16 protein-coding genes are annotated in these 15,602 nt (G+C 62.9%); 3 read left to right on the plus strand and 13 right to left on the minus strand.

Going from position 1 to position 15,602, the window contains the following annotated elements:
* Nucleotides 1-345: 345 nt before the first annotated feature.
* From E1281_RS03355 to E1281_RS03370, 4 genes are all read right to left on the minus strand, one after another.
* Entirely contained in the window at nucleotides 346-657 is a 312-nt protein-coding gene (locus E1281_RS03355) for a plasmid mobilization relaxosome protein MobC (protein ID WP_131875628.1), read from the minus strand.
* Nucleotides 658-1,684: 1,027 nt separating this feature from the next.
* Complete coding sequence (locus tag E1281_RS03360) at nucleotides 1,685-3,631, minus strand: hypothetical protein (protein ID WP_131875629.1); 1,947 nt, start codon at nucleotides 3,629-3,631, stop codon at nucleotides 1,685-1,687.
* A gap of 51 nt (nucleotides 3,632-3,682) precedes the next feature.
* Complete coding sequence (locus E1281_RS03365; RefSeq protein WP_131875630.1) at nucleotides 3,683-5,635, minus strand: hypothetical protein; 1,953 nt, start codon at nucleotides 5,633-5,635, stop codon at nucleotides 3,683-3,685.
* Entirely contained in the window at nucleotides 5,632-6,189 is a 558-nt protein-coding gene (locus tag E1281_RS03370; RefSeq protein ID WP_207943077.1) for a hypothetical protein, read from the minus strand. Before E1281_RS03370 ends, E1281_RS03365 begins: the two co-directional genes overlap by 4 nt.
* A gap of 1,055 nt (nucleotides 6,190-7,244) precedes the next feature.
* Here E1281_RS03370 and E1281_RS03375 point away from each other — a divergent pair.
* Complete coding sequence (locus tag E1281_RS03375; RefSeq protein WP_131875631.1) at nucleotides 7,245-8,585, plus strand: hypothetical protein; 1,341 nt, start codon at nucleotides 7,245-7,247, stop codon at nucleotides 8,583-8,585.
* Between the two features lie 164 nt (nucleotides 8,586-8,749).
* Here the strand turns inward: E1281_RS03375 and E1281_RS03380 are convergent, their stop codons facing one another.
* Nucleotides 8,750-8,941 (minus strand): DUF397 domain-containing protein, encoded by a 192-nt coding sequence (locus E1281_RS03380; RefSeq protein WP_131875632.1) that lies wholly within the window; start codon nucleotides 8,939-8,941, stop codon nucleotides 8,750-8,752.
* Nucleotides 8,938-9,750, minus strand: a complete 813-nt coding sequence (locus E1281_RS03385; protein WP_165958772.1) for a helix-turn-helix transcriptional regulator — start codon at nucleotides 9,748-9,750, stop codon at nucleotides 8,938-8,940. The genes E1281_RS03380 and E1281_RS03385 overlap by 4 nt, the downstream gene beginning before the upstream one ends.
* Before the next feature lie 169 nt (nucleotides 9,751-9,919).
* On the opposite strand from E1281_RS03385, the gene E1281_RS39955 reads away from it, so the two are divergent.
* On the plus strand, nucleotides 9,920-10,246 hold the full coding sequence (locus tag E1281_RS39955) for an ATP-binding protein (protein WP_165958773.1): 327 nt from the start codon (nucleotides 9,920-9,922) through the stop codon (nucleotides 10,244-10,246).
* Nucleotides 10,247-10,329: 83 nt separating this feature from the next.
* Nucleotides 10,330-10,596, plus strand: coding sequence for a hypothetical protein (locus E1281_RS03395; protein ID WP_131875635.1), 267 nt, complete (start codon nucleotides 10,330-10,332; stop codon nucleotides 10,594-10,596).
* A 38-nt stretch (nucleotides 10,597-10,634) separates the two neighbouring features.
* Here E1281_RS03395 and E1281_RS03400 read toward each other — a convergent pair whose 3' ends face one another.
* From E1281_RS03400 to E1281_RS03420, 7 genes are all read right to left on the minus strand, one after another.
* On the minus strand, nucleotides 10,635-11,063 hold the full coding sequence (locus E1281_RS03400) for a PIN domain-containing protein (protein ID WP_165958774.1): 429 nt from the start codon (nucleotides 11,061-11,063) through the stop codon (nucleotides 10,635-10,637).
* A 44-nt stretch (nucleotides 11,064-11,107) separates the two neighbouring features.
* Nucleotides 11,108-11,434: a hypothetical protein gene (locus tag E1281_RS03405; RefSeq protein WP_131875637.1), complete on the minus strand. Its 327-nt coding sequence runs from the start codon at nucleotides 11,432-11,434 to the stop codon at nucleotides 11,108-11,110.
* A gap of 219 nt (nucleotides 11,435-11,653) precedes the next feature.
* Complete coding sequence (locus tag E1281_RS42520; protein ID WP_279433583.1) at nucleotides 11,654-11,785, minus strand: hypothetical protein; 132 nt, start codon at nucleotides 11,783-11,785, stop codon at nucleotides 11,654-11,656.
* A 120-nt stretch (nucleotides 11,786-11,905) separates the two neighbouring features.
* Nucleotides 11,906-13,360, minus strand: coding sequence for a tyrosine-type recombinase/integrase (locus E1281_RS03410; RefSeq protein WP_131875638.1), 1,455 nt, complete (start codon nucleotides 13,358-13,360; stop codon nucleotides 11,906-11,908).
* A gap of 584 nt (nucleotides 13,361-13,944) precedes the next feature.
* Nucleotides 13,945-14,094, minus strand: a complete 150-nt coding sequence (locus E1281_RS39960; RefSeq protein WP_165958775.1) for a hypothetical protein — start codon at nucleotides 14,092-14,094, stop codon at nucleotides 13,945-13,947.
* 353 nt (nucleotides 14,095-14,447) lie between these two features.
* Nucleotides 14,448-14,639 (minus strand): DUF397 domain-containing protein, encoded by a 192-nt coding sequence (locus tag E1281_RS03415; RefSeq protein WP_131875639.1) that lies wholly within the window; start codon nucleotides 14,637-14,639, stop codon nucleotides 14,448-14,450.
* On the minus strand, nucleotides 14,636-15,448 hold the full coding sequence (locus E1281_RS03420) for a helix-turn-helix transcriptional regulator (protein WP_131875640.1): 813 nt from the start codon (nucleotides 15,446-15,448) through the stop codon (nucleotides 14,636-14,638). Before E1281_RS03420 ends, E1281_RS03415 begins: the two co-directional genes overlap by 4 nt.
* Nucleotides 15,449-15,602 lie beyond the last annotated feature (154 nt).

Raw genomic sequence — 15,602 nt, forward strand, 5'->3', positions numbered from 1 at the left:
GTACCGGCAGGCCGGGAAGGTCGGTGACGGGACATGGCAGGACGACGCCCTCGCAGTGGCGGACCAGGGCGTCGATCGGGGAGGATGGCACGCGAACGCGGTCCCTGTCTTGATCGACTGGCTTAGACACCCAAGATCATCGGGGACCGCGTTCGTCGTTCACAACCCCGGGTGCCACTCGCCGTTGGCCTGCCGATCTACCAGCTCATCTCAGCACTTGAGAACGCATTAGCCCTGGCCGGTACCCGGCAACAATGTGCGGATCGGCGTGCTCGTTGCGCTTGCCCGGCCCGTACAGGTAGCGCAAGAGGTTCCCGACATCGGAGCCGCGAGTGACCTTCGCGATCACGGCAGACGCCTGCCGAGTTCCACAATGACGGCCTCCGCCCGCCGCACCACCTGGAAGCAGTACGCCGCCAACCACGACACCGATTCCGGGACCTCGTTGTAGGCGTTGGCATGGCGCACAAGCTGGTTGAGGTTGACCCCGACCGCGTTCACCTGACGGCTGGCATTCCGCAGCTCGGCATGCATCGCCACAAGCGCCCCATCCAGGGGCCGCTGTTCATGGATTGCGGTGCGAACCGTCTTTATGACGAAAGCGCTACAGGCAAGCCCAGCTTGCGCTGCCGCTTGATGGATGTCTTCGTACTCCACGTCACTGACGCGGATTCTCAGTTCCCGCTCTCGCCGCCGCCCTCTGCCGAGCTTCGCTCGACGCTGCAGCGGCTCTGCCCCGTCGCTGCCTTGTTTGGATGTCGTCGTGTACCTCCACTCCTGGCTTTTGAGGGACCGCGCTCGGTCCCCTACCTGGCCAGTGTGATCTTCCGAGCGGAAGTTATCCACAACAGGTAGCGCTCTACCAACTATCTTGCATCCCGCACTGAGCTGACTATGAGTCAGTTCGCAAAGGTCAATTCATATCGATCAACGAGCCGATTCTGATGCTCGCTGCCGGACCTTACCGCAGCGTTCACCTTGCTGATGAATCCCAACTATGCGGTATGCGCGGCAAGAACAAGAAACGCCGATAACGCCTTCCGTGTCGAGTTCGGCCAGTCGAACCGGCGAGGCGGAGGTCGCCCTTTGCAGGTTGCGAGGAGGAGGGCAGCCATACCCGTTCCTCTGACGGCCTTCCCACCATCGACCAAGCTGCGAATGTCAGCCAGATGCACCTACTCGATCCGCTCGGCCGCCCAATCCTCGGTACGCGGTCCGATGTGTGTGACGCCTTCCGCCCAGAAGATGTGGTGTTGTGAGTCGGAGATCCCTGGGGTCGGGTGGACGACGGCGGGATGTTGGTCAGGCACACGGGCCCCACTGGGTGCCCCAGTACTGTGCAGGTCTGCAGAGCTGAAGTCGGAGTGACGCACACACTCTTGGTCTGCTGTGTCGCGGTCGGGCCATCAGTCCCACCGTCAGATCGCCGCGACGAGAACCCTCGCCTCGCATTGTCAGGCGGTGCAAGGATAATCACCCCGAGGCGGCCGCCCTGCTGGACGCCGACAGCGCCTGGAACTTCGTCAGGCGCTACAGGCAAGCGTCAATGCGTGCGGACTTGTGCGGCCTGCGGCCCTGAAGGCCTGAGGTGGCTGCGGTAAGGGAAATATTGCGGCCGGTTGATGCGAGGTCGTGCAGCGGTGCTGTTATCTCGGCCTCTAGGTTTGACGTTACGGCGCCATGTTCACATCTCGTGAGGCGTTATGCGGTTTCCCGGTACTCGAACGATCACGGCCCATCGGTCACCTTGATCGGATGTGGGGGCACGGATTCGCTCCACCCACATATTATCACGAATGCTGGGGATCCATTCCGTTTTGGGTGTCAGGTCCAGGACGACGAGCATTCCGAGGGCGACACCGCTGGCTTGATAGGCGACGGTTTGGCCAAGGTATCGCCGCAGTCCCCGATGGGTGGTTTTTCCCTTGGTCCGCTTACACTCAATTATGATAGCGAATCCAGGGAAAGTAACTTCGAGGTCGGCGCGACCACCGCTTCTATCAACCTTCTCGATGTCGACGTCTTCAAGGTTACCGTCCAGGTAGTCCTGGAAGTCTTCCTGGATGGTGTTTTCCAGCGGGAGTTTATCACCGGGCTCCGGAGCGAAGAGGTAAGCGAACCTTGGGCTGTGGTGTGCGCGGCCACGGTTAGTGCGGTTATGCAGGAAACGGATCGTCTGGGTGATGAGCCTGACGAAGTGCTTGCGAACCACTGGGTGCCGGAAGTCGGGGCTGTGGTTGAGTGCAACGAGAGCATCGTTGAAGATGTCCTGCTGGGCGATGGGCATGCGCATAGTTAGTGCGGCGTCGCCGTCCGAGATACCGTCCTGGAGCGCTTGCAGCATCGGCGCTGGGAGACCAGCCAGAGCCTGGCTACCGAGGGCGGCGGCCAGTTGAGGGTAGGCCGCCTGTGGGGCTTTTCCCAAGCCTCCCGGTGCTAGCTGCGGATCTCCGGCGGCTAGGCGTTCGTTGATGGCGTGGAGGAGTTGCTCGGCTGCGTCGACGTCCCAATCCGCGGGCGCGTCGGCGAGGATGCCCCTCAAGTGCAGCCGAAGTCCTTCGCGACTGGCGAAGGCGTCCTCAATGGGTGGGGCGAGCAATATCTGAAGACCCCGGGCTGCATCGACGGGTTGGATGCGGACGCTTCGGTGCGCGGTGTAGACGGCGAGGACGTGCTGGATGGTCCGAGCGGACCAGTTGGTCAAGGGCTGCCCGAGGTGAGTGTGTGCGTGGTCAAGATCTGCGCTGAGGTTGTACCAGGCGGCCTCGGTGTCGTAGCGGCCGGCTCTCCAATGAGTGCGGCTGCCGGTCAGCCACATACTGTGTTCCGTGATTGAGCGGCGTAGCCGTTGTGTGGCCGACTCGAGGGTTTCGGTGTGCCCGCTGTCAAAGGCGAGGACGGCGTCGAGAGCAGCGAGGTAGGCGACAGCATCCGGTCGGTCTTCCTCTGCGCGGACGGCCTCCTGGAGCAATTCTCGTGCGGTGGTGAAGCTATCGAGGAGGGCGGGGCGGTCGGCGGCGTTGAAGGCGTCGGCCAGGTGACACATGGCGAGTTCGTAGGCCGCGTCGCCGTGAGCATAGGTGCCGGTGAAGCGTCCCAGCGCGACGAGCAGGTCCTGGTCACGCCAGTGTTCGTAGGCAGTACCGAGCGCGCGGACAACGCGGCGGGCATAGACATGGGGTGCGGCAGAAACCGACGAGTCGACGAGACGGTCTAGGAGTCCGTAGCGGCTTGTGGTTCCTGCTAGAGCAAGACGGAGTGCGGCTTCTAGGAAGATGCCGGCCAGTTCGGCGTCCAGGGGGGTCGCGTAGCGGCGGCTGCGTGCCAGCGAGAGGTCGTTAAGCTGGTTGGCGGCTTGGCGGAGATAGCCTGGATGCTCCACAAGCTGATCGAGGACGTCGTCGGCGGCCGCCGGGCTCGATGTCGTGCTGAGAGCATTGGTGATGAATGCCGCAGCCCGTTCGGGCTGGTCCAGCGTGTCCCATTCAGCCAGCAGAGCCTCTGCAGCGCGAAACCACAGCTTGGAGGTAATCAGCGTGTCGCTTTGTTGCCAAAAGACGTCCTCGCCGCCAAGGTTTGCCAGCGTGGGCGGGGCGCCATCTTGAGCGAGCAGCATCTCAAGGGGGGTCACGGCGGGTGACCTCCAGGGCGGCGAGATGAGTGGTCACATCAGCGGTCTGGCTCACCAGACAGCCTCTCCTGGGCCTGCGACGACGAGGCGATTCTCTGGAATGACCCTAATTGCTACGTCTCGCTTGGCGGTGGCCGTGATGACCTGCAAGCCTTCGCTCTCTTCACAGATGCTTCTCAGTTGGCTAAGGACTTCGGCCAGATCGACGTCGGTTGTCTCCTGGGCACCAGCGGAATCGAGCAGCAGTAGCCCAGGATGACGACCCACCCCGGACCCGTTGCCCACGCGCAGCAATGCCAGGAGCGTCGCGATCCGCAGTCTCAATTGCTCGCCGGGCGTGACAGCGGTGAAGGTGGTCGGGGCACTGCCGCCCTTAGTGATCTTCAAAGGACCGTTGGCCTGCAGTTTGACGTCTTGGAGTTCCACCATGCCCAGCCTTACAGCCAGACGACGAATCTCGACGCTCACGTTGCTGAGCAGCGTTGTTGAGGCGGCTTTCGCTCGTCGGTCGGCTTCCTTGACGGCAGCATCAAGAACGGTTTCCTCTTCTGAAAGGCCATGTGGAGGCTGGGCGCGCCGCTCGGCCGCCTGGCGCTCCTGGAGGGCACCCTCCAAACGGGCGACCTCCAGCTGTGCACGCAGCACTGATTCGCGTGGCATGGTTGCCTGCGCTGCCTCGAAGGCGGCACGGGCCTCTTCCCGCCGGACCTCCGACGCCTCGACGTCCGCGGCGGCCCTCTGAGCGGCAAGCTTTGCCTGCTGGTGACCTGCTTGGAGAGCGTCGATGGAGGCGGCGAGTTCCTCTGTTACGGAGGTGTCGATCGGACGTTCCGGCGGAGAGGAACCGCAGATACGGCAGTGCTGGTCATCGAGGTCCGCATGCGGCAACTGGTCCAGGGCGGTCGAGCATCGAGGGCAGCAGGTTGGCTTCAGGGCTCCGAAAAATCGCTGCGCAGCAGCGGTCTCACGTATGTCACGCAGTCGGGCCTGATCCATGACGAGTGTCTCATGGAGTTCTTCCTCCGCCTTCCGAGCTCCGTCGCTCCGTTGAACCAGGTCCTTGTGCCGGGCGGTCAACTCTGCCAGGCGTGCGGCAGTCTGTTCCATGGCTTCGGCGGCAGCCTCCATGCTGGGGGCGTCGCCCGCTTGTGCGACCGCTTGGCGGGCTCGCGCTAGCTGGTCCTTCAACTCCTTCAGCGAGGCGCTGCGTGCTTGGAGGTCCTGCTGGGCTCGGCGGCGCTCGCCTCTCATGGACTGCTGCAGGACGTTCAAGGCAGCTGCAGCGTCCCGACGGGTGGTCGTCCAAGGTAGGCCCACGAACATCTGCAGCAGACTGACCATGGTTCCGCCGCCGGATGTCTCTCCCAACAGGGCATCGTTCTCCCGATTGCGGCAGATCAGGGCGTGACTGTATGCGGGCCAGGAGGTCACCACCATCTGGCCGTCAGCACCTTCTTCTTTCTCGCCGACGGATGCGGCGGTGTCCTTGCGCCAGCCGCGCAAAGATTCCAGGCCCAGCCGGTCCATCATGAACGCGCCCATGACCGAGGCGAATTCTGTTTCGCCGGTAAATGTGCTGCGGTGTGACTGGGCTCCGACCTCCAGCGTGCCGGTGAGTTGTTCGCCGGTGGTGTCGACGCTCACGGTGAACGGCTCGCCGTCGATCTCTGCAGCCAGGTGCACGTGGTGAATCCAGTGCAATACGTCGGACTGCAGGCGGCCCGAGCCGCGCAGGCACCACCAGACGACTTCCAGAACGCTGCTCTTGCCTCGCAGGTTGTCAGCTGTCACACACCACAGACCAGGACCGAGGTCCCAAGTGAAGTCTACTGGCGTGGCAGAGGTGCCGGTTTTTTGTCCCGTGAACGCGATCCGTCGCACCTGCAGCCGGCGCGGCCTCGGCAGGATGCCGCTCTCCCGAACCCCGTGCCGCGCCAGGATCTCCGCCGTCTGGTCATCACCGAAGCCAGCCCGCTGGGCAACCGCCTGCACAAAGTCGCTCATCCGCCTGCCCCAGCCGTCTGCTCGTTCAGCCTCTTCAGCCGCTCGCGGACTCGTTCGGTAATGCCGCTGATGCTGGCCTTCCACACGGTGCGCTCGTACTCGGCTTGCTTGTATTGGATGTCCTTGAGTTGGCTCCCGCTACGTTGCCCTGCAACGGCCAGCACGATCGCGGCTCGGTCGTCGTACCAGGCAAGGTCTGGGGCCTCTGTGCGCAGTTCGGCGGCAAGGTCCCGGCCTGCTGTCAGCAGGAAGTAGTCCCAGCGCTCCACTTTTACTGGTGTCTCACCGACCGCTTCAACGCTGATCAAACCGTGGGACAGCAGTAGCGCCAATGCGTCGTCCAGCGGTTCCCATGCACCAAACCTCCAGCGCACCATCGGATACCGCGATATATCAGGCTCGTCACCGTCTAGAAGCACATTGGCCTGCGCCAGAGCCCAATCCCTGTTCAATGCTGAGCCATCCTCAGCCTGGGCGAGTAGTTCGTCAGCAAGGTAGTCCGGATTTCGCAGCCAGAAATCTAAAGCTTGCAGGCGCTTCTGACCCCGGATCACCGCAACAGCGCCTTGTGGCGCTGGCTCGTCCGGCCCTGCATCCCATGGAGCCCCACAGCGGTCGAGCACGAACAGCAGACGTACCGCATCTTGGGCCCTCGACGCACGACGCACCCCCTCGAGCCCCGCCACATCGCCCTCTCAGTCCAACTCTCCGATAAAATCGAGGATCTTCAACACATAACACACGCCGCAAGGAGGACGTAACCAACCGCACAGGAAATGTCCGATCGTGGCCGGAGACGAGGTGGAGGCGCTGATGTCCCAGCGGTCTAGTTGCACGCTTGTCGCGCAAGGGCTCGTGGCGGCCCGGCGACAGCAGGGCCCGGTGGGGGGCGTCCCCTGGCCTGGGCCTTCGGCTCGGAGCGAATGACGGAAATCGAACCGCGCTGCCAGCTTGGGAATAGGCTTGATCTTGCCTGTTGACACGGCTGACCTGGCGTAGCGTGCTACCGCAAGTGACCGTGAATTCCCCTTGACCACCCTGGTTAATGGCCCGCCATCTGGCCGGTGGCCTGCGTGTCCTTAACCGCTCACAGCACCCGAGTCACCCGAGGGCAAGCGGACCCGGAGCACACGGTCGGCCACGGCCCGAGCACCGGAAGCCGCGCGACAGCGATCACCCCGACCACACAACCCACCTCAGCCACGCTGTAGCGATTGTAGGAATGAACCACGGAGCAACTCATTACGAGCGAGTTCAGGACTGTCCAGCGGTGTCCCCACAAATCCCCTGACCAGCCCCATCCTTCCGCACGTCCATACCCATCCAAGATCATTCAGCTCCGTTGTTAGCGGCGCCGTTAGCACCCCCACCCGCCCCGCAGGGTGCGTCCACGCGAACGGCGAGACGGTGCGACAGACAGCTTCGCGCGGGCCTATACTCCGGCCTCTGGGGGGCTACGAAGCCCCGCTCAAGGCGTGCCTAACCACCCGGCCCCAGGATCCAGCCTGTCTCCTCCTGTTGTCGTACCGCCGGTATATATAGCTAACACGATCAAGGCTCGCAGGTCACATCACTATGAGGCCGAAGACACTCACTGAAGGAGGATGCTATGGCAGACAGGACCCCGAACGAGGCGATAAATACGCTTCTCGATCCAGAGTTCATGGACTTAATCTCTTTGCCACCCCCAAGGACTATTATTTCCAGCAAGTCCGACGTTGATCTACTATACCGCGTCGCACAGACTCATTTTCGCCTTTGGGTAGATTTGACCAATGGCGATTACGACATTAACATAGATGAAGCTGAGGAGGTTTTCTATTACTGCTCAACCTGCACGGATCGTCATCATTTCAGCAGAGACGATGCCGTCATCCGGGCGATTATGGTTGCAGGCAACTACTACACCTTTGCGAGCCATCTTCTCGTGACCCTCCCAATGGGAGGCTATAAGGGAATCGGCCTTCCGGGCGCAAGCGCCTCAGATCTAACCAATATTCAAGAAAGGGAAATATCGGAAACTGGCCACGTATGGTCTCAGCGTTTACTTGAGAACTATGTGAGCGCTCTGCAGTGTGCGCGCCTTCTCTACCTGTTGCGGCGGGGAGTTGTCGAGATGCGGTCGCGTCTAGATGACCTGGAGGTCGCTTTCGCGCATTCGCTCCTCGGAGTCTTCCATGTCTACCAAGACTACGTAGATAGCAATGGATTTTGCAAACTCGGGCCAGACGCACAATATCTGATTCGCTATGTCCTGAGCTACGCAATGCACCTGAACCACACCGTCTATCACCATCCCGCAAATCCATGGAATGAAAGTCACACACAAGGTGCGTTCTCAGCACTGCGTTTGCCAGAGCTGCAACTCATAGCGGAGAGAAGAAAACTGGCTGTCGACCGGTATGGCATCAAGAATCTCGAGAAGATATTTGAGCACCAACTGGCCCTTCTGGTCCAATCTTTTGGCTTTTATGTGGTGGGAACCCGGATCGGCGAACGCACCATCGATCTTGTCTGCATAAGTGGGGACCCGTCTGCACCATTCTCTTTCCTGCTTGAGGCCAAGACTTCAAGTAGTGCTTACTCGCTCCCTGCCAAGGACGAGCGCGCCTTGCTCGACTACATCAACGAGTCACGAATGGCTCTGACGACCTCCCCTCCCCTTGCTTTTGTTCTAGTGGTAGGACCAAGCCCATCAAAAACTCTCAAAGGAAAGTTGAAAAAATTGGAGGCCAAGGCAGGAATTCCAGTCAGATTTTGCGTTGCCCAAGAATTGGCTACGCTGCGCGAAAATTTGGTGGGGCCGACGCCGATCGAATTGATTAGAAGGAAAGTCATAGAAGCCGACTATCTGGTCACACGGGAAGATCTGGCGCAGATTTCACGAGCAGTAGATGAGCGCAAAGCTGCGCAAGCTTCTCTTATCCGTGCGTTTATGTCAACGCTCTAAGGGTCAATGGAGTCGCACGACTTTGCCGGGCAGCCGAGGCGGGTCGGCCCGGAGAGGCCGCATACCTGCCCCGAACCGACGCCGGCGGCCACCTAGCGGGCGCTAGAGAGCCCCGGCCGTACCGCTCGGCTCAGGGCTCCCGTCGTGATGCGCATGATGGGCTGTCAGGGGAGGTCGTGTGCCCCGCGCTTGATGTCGGCGGTCAGCCGGCGGAAGCGCTCGGCCGGGAGCGTCATGCGGGGGCCGCTCGGGTCCTTGCTGTCGCGCACGCCGACGTGACCAGAGAGATTCGCAACCTCCACGCAGTTGGACTGGCCGCCTGTGCCGCTGCGGCTCGACTTGCGCCACTGGGTCATGTGTACTTCTCCAGTTCGGCCTCCAGGAAGGCCCGACTTGGGCCGACTGGGGCGGCTATGTCGCTCATCAAGTCGTACCTTACTGCCACTTCTTGCACATCGAACGGGTCCATGAGGAAGCAGCCACGCGTCGCCGCTTCGGTGTAGGCGATGTCCCGGTCCCCGACCGTGAGGAGTACGAAAGGGCCGTCGAGGCCAGGATGCGCACCTGCGTTGTTCTCGACTATCCGGATACTGATGAAGGGAAGCTCGCTCAGCTCGATCAGCCGAGTGAGTTGGCCGTGCATGACGTCCGGACCGCCCACGATCTGCGACACTGCCGCCCAGCCGAGAAGAGCTGTCACTCGCGGTGGCTTCGTCTTGCCGAATACGGTGGCCTGCCGTGCCAGCCGCCGCTCAAGGGTCGCTTCAAGATCTTCCGCTGTTCCGGCGCTCAGTGCGGCACGGGCGTAGTCCGGTGTCTGGAACAACCCCGGGATGACTGATGACTCCCACATCCTGAGCCTTGATGAGCGCGCCTCCAGCTCGGCGAGTTCCAGTAGCCAGTTGCCCTCGTCGGCGCGCTCGGCGAACCCGACCAGAGCCGTGAACATGCCGTCCGTGCTCCACACGCGGTCGATGATCTCTGCGTGCTCCCGCTTGAGCTTGAGCGTGTTGGACTCGTACCGGGAAACAGTCGAACGGTCGCACTCAAGCAGGTCACCGAGAGCCTGCCCCGACATCCCGTGTGCTTTGCGGTAACGGCGCAGGTGGAACGCTATGAAGTGCCAAATCGATCTTGACGGGTCGAGTGACTCTCGCGTGAGCACGGCCTCTCCCGTTTGTTGCGAATGGTTCTGGAACGTAGCGAGCGTAGCTCAGAGCGAACACGATTACACCCGAAGTAACCGGCCACGTTCCGAAGGTGGTAGCGATATGTCCGTCCCTGCCCCAGAAATCCCGACTCTTCTTCTCGACCCCAACAAAGACGCGCCTGCGTTGGCGAGAGACTTCGTCGCGGCGCAGTTCCGGGAGTGGGGCTCCACGGACGACTTCGTGGCGCGCCTGGTGGTGTGCGAGCTGGTGACCAACGCGTGGCGGCACGGTGAGGGTCAGATCATCCTGCGCGTCTTCCGCGACGTCAGCGCGGACTTGGCGGTGATCGAGGTGTGGGACCAGGGAGAAGGGCTGCCGGTGGTCGGCCCGGAGGACCCGGAGGCGACCTCGGGCCGGGGCCTGCTGCTGATGTCGCAGCTCGTGCACGACTGGGGAACCCGACCGATCACGGAAGGCGGAAAGATCGTATGGGCGAAGTGCGCCCTGTGAGCGCCCAGGTCGAGCAGTGCGTCCTGCGGTGGCGGACGCACCGGGGCGGCGCTACGGCAGAGAGGTCCCTGAACGTGTTGGCCGTGGCTCTGGAGCCTCGGGGATGGCGCCTCGTCCGGCTCTACCGCGCGCAGGGGTTTCCGCTGCCCCTGTTGTGGGTCTACGCCGCCGGCCCCTACAACCACGTCGGACTCGGGGTAGTCGTCCTGGCGGTTTCAGGGAGGACATGGGGATACCACGACGCGGAGCGCGGGCGGCGCGGTTACCTGGCTCCCTGCGGGGACGCCAAAGCCGCCGCTGGACAAGTCGAAGACCTGCTCAAGCACCGCATGTTCCCAGGCACCTGGTAAGCGCCGAGGGCCGTCCAGGGGGCCGTGACAAGCGGGCTTCAGGACGAGGGAATGTCCTTCACGTTCTGTACCCTTACTCCCTTTCGGTCACCGGCCAACCCCGGCAGATGGGTAGCGTCGGCGGTCAAGATCAGGACATCAGGCTGTTGTCCTGCCGCCTCCGCACGGTCGGCGTACATGTGAGCCGTCGCGGCGACCAAGGCATCAACAACCTCCGTCGAGTCGAACCCGGCGTCACCGATCAACTTCCCGGCGGAGCGCGCAAGGTCTTCGGTGACAGGCTCAACGACAGCCCGGGTGCTGGACAGCACATGGTTCAGTTTCGTGTCCCGGTCGGAACCGCGCAGGATCTCCGTCAGCACGGCACTGGACGTAATCAAGCGTGCCTGCTTGCGCAGCGCAGCCGCGAAGAAGATCGCAACGTTGCGGTCCGTGGCGGCCTTGTTGATGGCGTCGTTATCGAGCACCAAAACCCCGCCGAGCCTCGCAGCACGACGGCCTCGCACGGTGCTCACTGATCTTGCGCAGACGGCCAAGCGGCGAGGGCGGCCTGGATCTCGTCCTCGCTGAACGGTCCGTGCCGCTCTTCCAGCTCGTCAACGAACTCGGCGAGGGCGTCGAGTTGGAGCTTGGCCGCGATCGCCTCATCTACGTAGGCAGAATCGGACAGACCTAGCTTGCGGGCCTGTTCGCGGATCTCAGCCTTGCGGCCCCGGCGGATGGTGGCCGACAACTTCTCGGTCGCACCCGGACCGCCCGCGGGCTTACGAACCTTCGTGGCCTTGCCGCGCTTCGCGACACGAAGGGGCTGCTTGACGGGAGTCTGCTTGGCGTCCACAACCCAATCATACCAATGGTAGGAGTGAGCTGCCCTCGGTGAGGGAATGAGATCTCGCATGCGGGCGCCTGGATCCCTACGGCGGCATGCTCGTGACCATGGTGCCGGGATCCGCGGGCCAGGCTACGGATTACCCTGATCAAGCGGCGGACCAGGCGGGGGCCTGCTTCCGATTGATAGCGCTTGCCGTCGTCGCGTCGGCCGCGTCGGTTGCGTTGATCAGGTGTCCTCGCTGATGCCGCCGAGTCGTTCGACGTCCTCGGCTGGGATGTCGGCCAGGAGGGAGACGCTGGAGGTTGTCGACCCGTCGAGTTTGCAATGCTTGTCGAGCATGGCCTGACGCATCTCCATGCGGCGGAACTCCAGATGGGCCCGCGCGATCTCACCACGAGATCCTTCTTGGTCATCCGAGGAAGTGGGCACCATCAGTGATCAGCTCCTGTGTCCGGGTCCCTGAGCGGCAGCGCAGCGCTACACGGAGCGCAGGTTCGGTCTTGTCTCGGCGTGCTGGGCGACCAACTGGTCAGCGAGGACGGCCTGGAGTTGGCTGATCTTCGCTTGGGCTTCGGCGAGTTGTGCTTCTAGGTCTGAGGGCGCGTCCTGGCTCCCCTGGGTCGTACGAATCTTGGCGAGGGCTTCGAGGGCGGTTTCGTCGGCTGTGGGAAGAGTGTGGAGGTAGCGCTCGGTCGTGGAGATCTTGCGGTGACCGAGGCGTTCTTTGACGACCTGGAGGTCGGCGCCGCCGGCTAGAAGCCAAGATGCGTGGGCGTGGCGGAGGTCGTGGATTCGGGGTGACCATCCGAGGTTGGCGGCGGTTCGGGCCGGGTGCCAGCAGTGCGTGCGGAACCAGTTGGCGGAGATGTGGGGATCGTCGTCGATGACGCGGGGGTTGCGGGGGTTGTCCTTGCCCTGGGCGCGGCGCTCGGCTCGGTAGGCGGCGTACGCCGCTCGGCAATGGTGACATTTGCACTTGCCGAGGCTGTAGGCCGTGGTCGTTCCGTGGGTGTAGGTGCGGCCGTTCGGGGCTTCGAAGGTGAGGGTGTCGGGGTCTAGGAGTTCGAGCTTGGGCGGCTCGTCTCGGCGGCGGCTGAAGAAGAGGTCGTCGGGGGCCAGGTTATTGGCTTCTGCATGGGCCTTGAGCCTGGCGACGATCTGGTGGCTGAGCTTGAAGCGGCGCCAGCGTTTGCCCTTGGGGTAGTCCTTGACGAGGAAGCGGCGGCCTTCGGGATGGAACCTGGGGACGAGTTCGACGACGGAGCGGCTGACGGTGAGGATGCCGGTGGCGAAGTCCAGGTCCTTGACGCGGAGTTCGGTCAACTCGCCCCAGCGGAGGCCGCTTTCGATGTCCGTCTCGACCAGGAGCTTGGCGGTCGCGTCTGGGAGGGCCTCGTAGATGCGGGCGAACTGCTCTGCGGTGATGATCTGTCGCGGCTTCTCGGGGACGGGGTCGGTCTTCACGCCGCGGCTCGGGTGGTAGGCGAGGACGCCGTCGTTGACCGCGGTCGTGAAGATGGCGTTGAGGATCGCCGTCTTGCAGTACTTGATGCTGTAGGCCGTGGCGCCCTGCTTCTTGAGGTGTGTGATCCACTCACGGACGGTCTCTGAGGTGATGTCCTGCAGCTTCATGTCGCCGAAGTACGGCATGACATGGGCGGCGAGGGCGTAGGCGTAGTCCTGGCGAGTCGATGCCTCAATGCGGTGGTTCGGGAACCAGCGCTCCTCTACGTAGGTGCGGAAGGTCTGGCGAGCGCGGCGGGGGTCGCCCGCCTTGCCTTCGGCGATGCGTGACTCGGCTCGTTGCCAGGCTCGGTCGGCCTCCTTGCGGGTGCCGAAGGTGCCGGCTGTCTGGCGGACGCCTCGGGCGTCGTCGTAGAGCGCTTGGTATCGGGTTCCTTCTGGACCCTTGCGCTTGCGTGTGAAACCCATGACCCCCCGAACAAGATCATCTGTCACTCATTTGTCACTGGATCATGAAAATCCGAGCGATACCGACGAGTACAGGATGGCACACGAAACACCCTCTGACCTGCAGTTTAATGGACTTTTCATGATCACTCAAAGGCCCATCGGCGCCGCTTCCAAACTGGCTACGCGGGTTCGATTCCCGTCGCCCGCTCCCACCACGAAGGCCCAGGCAGGAAGCGTGTTCCCCCTCCTGGGCCTTGATGTTTCCCATGATCGCTCAGGCTTCCGTGCCCGTTGCGTGCCCGATGGCTTGGCGGTGCCCTTGTCACTCTTGTCACCCTGCCGCGCGACGGCGCTCAGGCCGCTGCGCGGCCCCGTGCCAGGCCGCCCGGAGCGTGCGGCGTGGGCGCCGGGCACCTGACGGGCGCGCCATTCGCGCGGGAGCACCCTCCGCACCCGGTCCGTTCGTCTGTTGCGGCTTGCGCCTGGATGAGGCCGACAACTCGTGAACCGCCCCCATCCGGCAGGCGCTTCCATCTGCCGGCCGCCAGGCACAGGTCTCGTCGGGGCCGCGGGGAGGAAGGAAGGTGGGAGGACGAACGCCGCTACGTCAATCCCTGCGTGCCCAGCGGAGAAGAGAAGCGTACGGCCCTCCTGGCGAAGGGAGGGCCGTTGACGATGAGGGTGCGGGACGGGTCGATCAGGCGGATCAGCGCGTAGAGCCAGTTGGCCAGCATCTTGCGCAGGGTGTACATCAGGTTTCTCCCGACAGGTTGGGTGACACGACCGCGAGGCCGCATCACCGATTTGGTTTGTGCTTCCGTAGTAGAACAGTCCAACCGGATCTGCTCCCGGCAAGCGCAGGACGACGGTAGACGGGCAGATCAGGCAGGGTGGTTCTTCTCCACCTGCCGAGTGACGGCGTGGTCCTCGCCGGGTTCAGCGTGAAGATCGACATGTCGCAGAGCAGACGGACCCAACACCGAAGGTCCGGCTCCCACCACGCCGGGCATACCTATCGCGAGATCGTTCTCGATCACGCACTTGGAGAGCCCCGGCCGTACCGCTCGGCTCAGGGGCTCTCGTCGTGATGCGCATGATGGGGATGTCAGGGTAGGTCGTGTGCTCCGCGCTTGATGTCGGCGGTCAGCCGGCGGAAGCGCTCGACCGGGAGCGTGATGCGGGAGCCGCTCGGGTCCTTGCTGTCACGCACGCCGACCGCCTGGAAGAAGCGCGCCAGTTCGACACAATCGGAGGTCGCACTGCCGCCGCTGTGGCTCGACTTGCGCCAATTCGTCATCGATGGTTCTCCAGTTCGGCCTCCAGCAGCGCCCGGGACGGGTCGACCGGGGCGGCTATGTCGCTAATACGGTCATACCTTATGGCCACCTCTTCCACATCATGTGGGTCTGTCAGGAAACGTCCCCTCGTCACTGCTTCGGTGTACGCCAGGTCGCGACCGTCTGCGCTGACGATCTTGAATGGTCCGTCCAGCCCTGGGTGTGCCCTGTCCTGCCGTTCGACGATCCGGATGCTCACGGACGGATGCTCGCTCAACTCGACGAGGCGGGCGAGTTGTTCGCGCATCAGTTCAGCTGGGCCGATGGGTTGCGCTAAGACCGTCCAGTTCAGAATCGCCGTGAGATGCGGTGGGTTGGGCTTGTCGAACACGGCGGCCTGACGGCTGAGCCGCCGGTTCAGGGCGGCCTGCGGGTCCGCTACCGCGTTGCCGGTGAACGTGGCGAGTGCATATTCCGGCGTCTGAAACAGGCCGGGAACGTACAGCGTCTCCCACATGCGAATGCGACTCGCGCGTCCCTCGTACTCCGTGAGCCCGGTGAACCAGTCTCCTTCGTCGCCTGCTCCTGCCAGTGTGACCAGGGACGTGAACATGCCCCGCGTCTGGCACGTCCGGTCAATGATCTCCGAGTGCTTACGAGTGAGCTTGAGAAGTCCGGACTCATATCTGGAAACAGTGGAACGGTCACAGTCCAAAATGTCCGCAAGAGCCTGGCCCGTGAGGCTGTGCGCCTCACGATATCGGCGCAGGTGCACAGCGATGAAGTGCCACAGCGAGCGATCCGGGTTCAGTGCGTCGCGTATCGGCATTCATGATCTCTTTCGTTGCGGTTGCTTCCGGAACGTAGCGAGCTTAGTTCCATGAAGGCACTCTTGACCTCCAATGCAAAACAAACCGTCCAAAGGTCGTAGAGATGTCCGCATTTACCTCTGAAATCCCGACAATCTTCCTCGACCCCGGTGA

Source organism: Actinomadura sp. KC345 (assembly GCF_004348515.1).
Taxonomy (GTDB): domain Bacteria; phylum Actinomycetota; class Actinomycetes; order Streptosporangiales; family Streptosporangiaceae; genus Spirillospora.

What these genes read in the sequence shown, in the direction of transcription:
- E1281_RS03365 (WP_131875630.1), bottom strand. Translation starts at nt 5,635, where the DNA reads ATGAGCGACTTTGTGCAGGCGGTTGCCCAGCGGGCTGGCTTCGGTGAT.
- E1281_RS03375 (WP_131875631.1), top strand. Translation starts at nt 7,245, where the DNA reads ATGGCAGACAGGACCCCGAACGAGGCGATAAATACGCTTCTCGATCCA.
- E1281_RS03380 (WP_131875632.1), bottom strand. Translation starts at nt 8,941, where the DNA reads ATGACCCAGTGGCGCAAGTCGAGCCGCAGCGGCACAGGCGGCCAGTCC.
- E1281_RS42520 (WP_279433583.1), bottom strand. Translation starts at nt 11,785, where the DNA reads ATGGAGATGCGTCAGGCCATGCTCGACAAGCATTGCAAACTCGACGGG.
- E1281_RS03410 (WP_131875638.1), bottom strand. Translation starts at nt 13,360, where the DNA reads ATGGGTTTCACACGCAAGCGCAAGGGTCCAGAAGGAACCCGATACCAA.
- E1281_RS39960 (WP_165958775.1), bottom strand. Translation starts at nt 14,094, where the DNA reads ATGTACACCCTGCGCAAGATGCTGGCCAACTGGCTCTACGCGCTGATC.
- E1281_RS03415 (WP_131875639.1), bottom strand. Translation starts at nt 14,639, where the DNA reads ATGACGAATTGGCGCAAGTCGAGCCACAGCGGCGGCAGTGCGACCTCC.
- E1281_RS03420 (WP_131875640.1), bottom strand. Translation starts at nt 15,448, where the DNA reads ATGCCGATACGCGACGCACTGAACCCGGATCGCTCGCTGTGGCACTTC.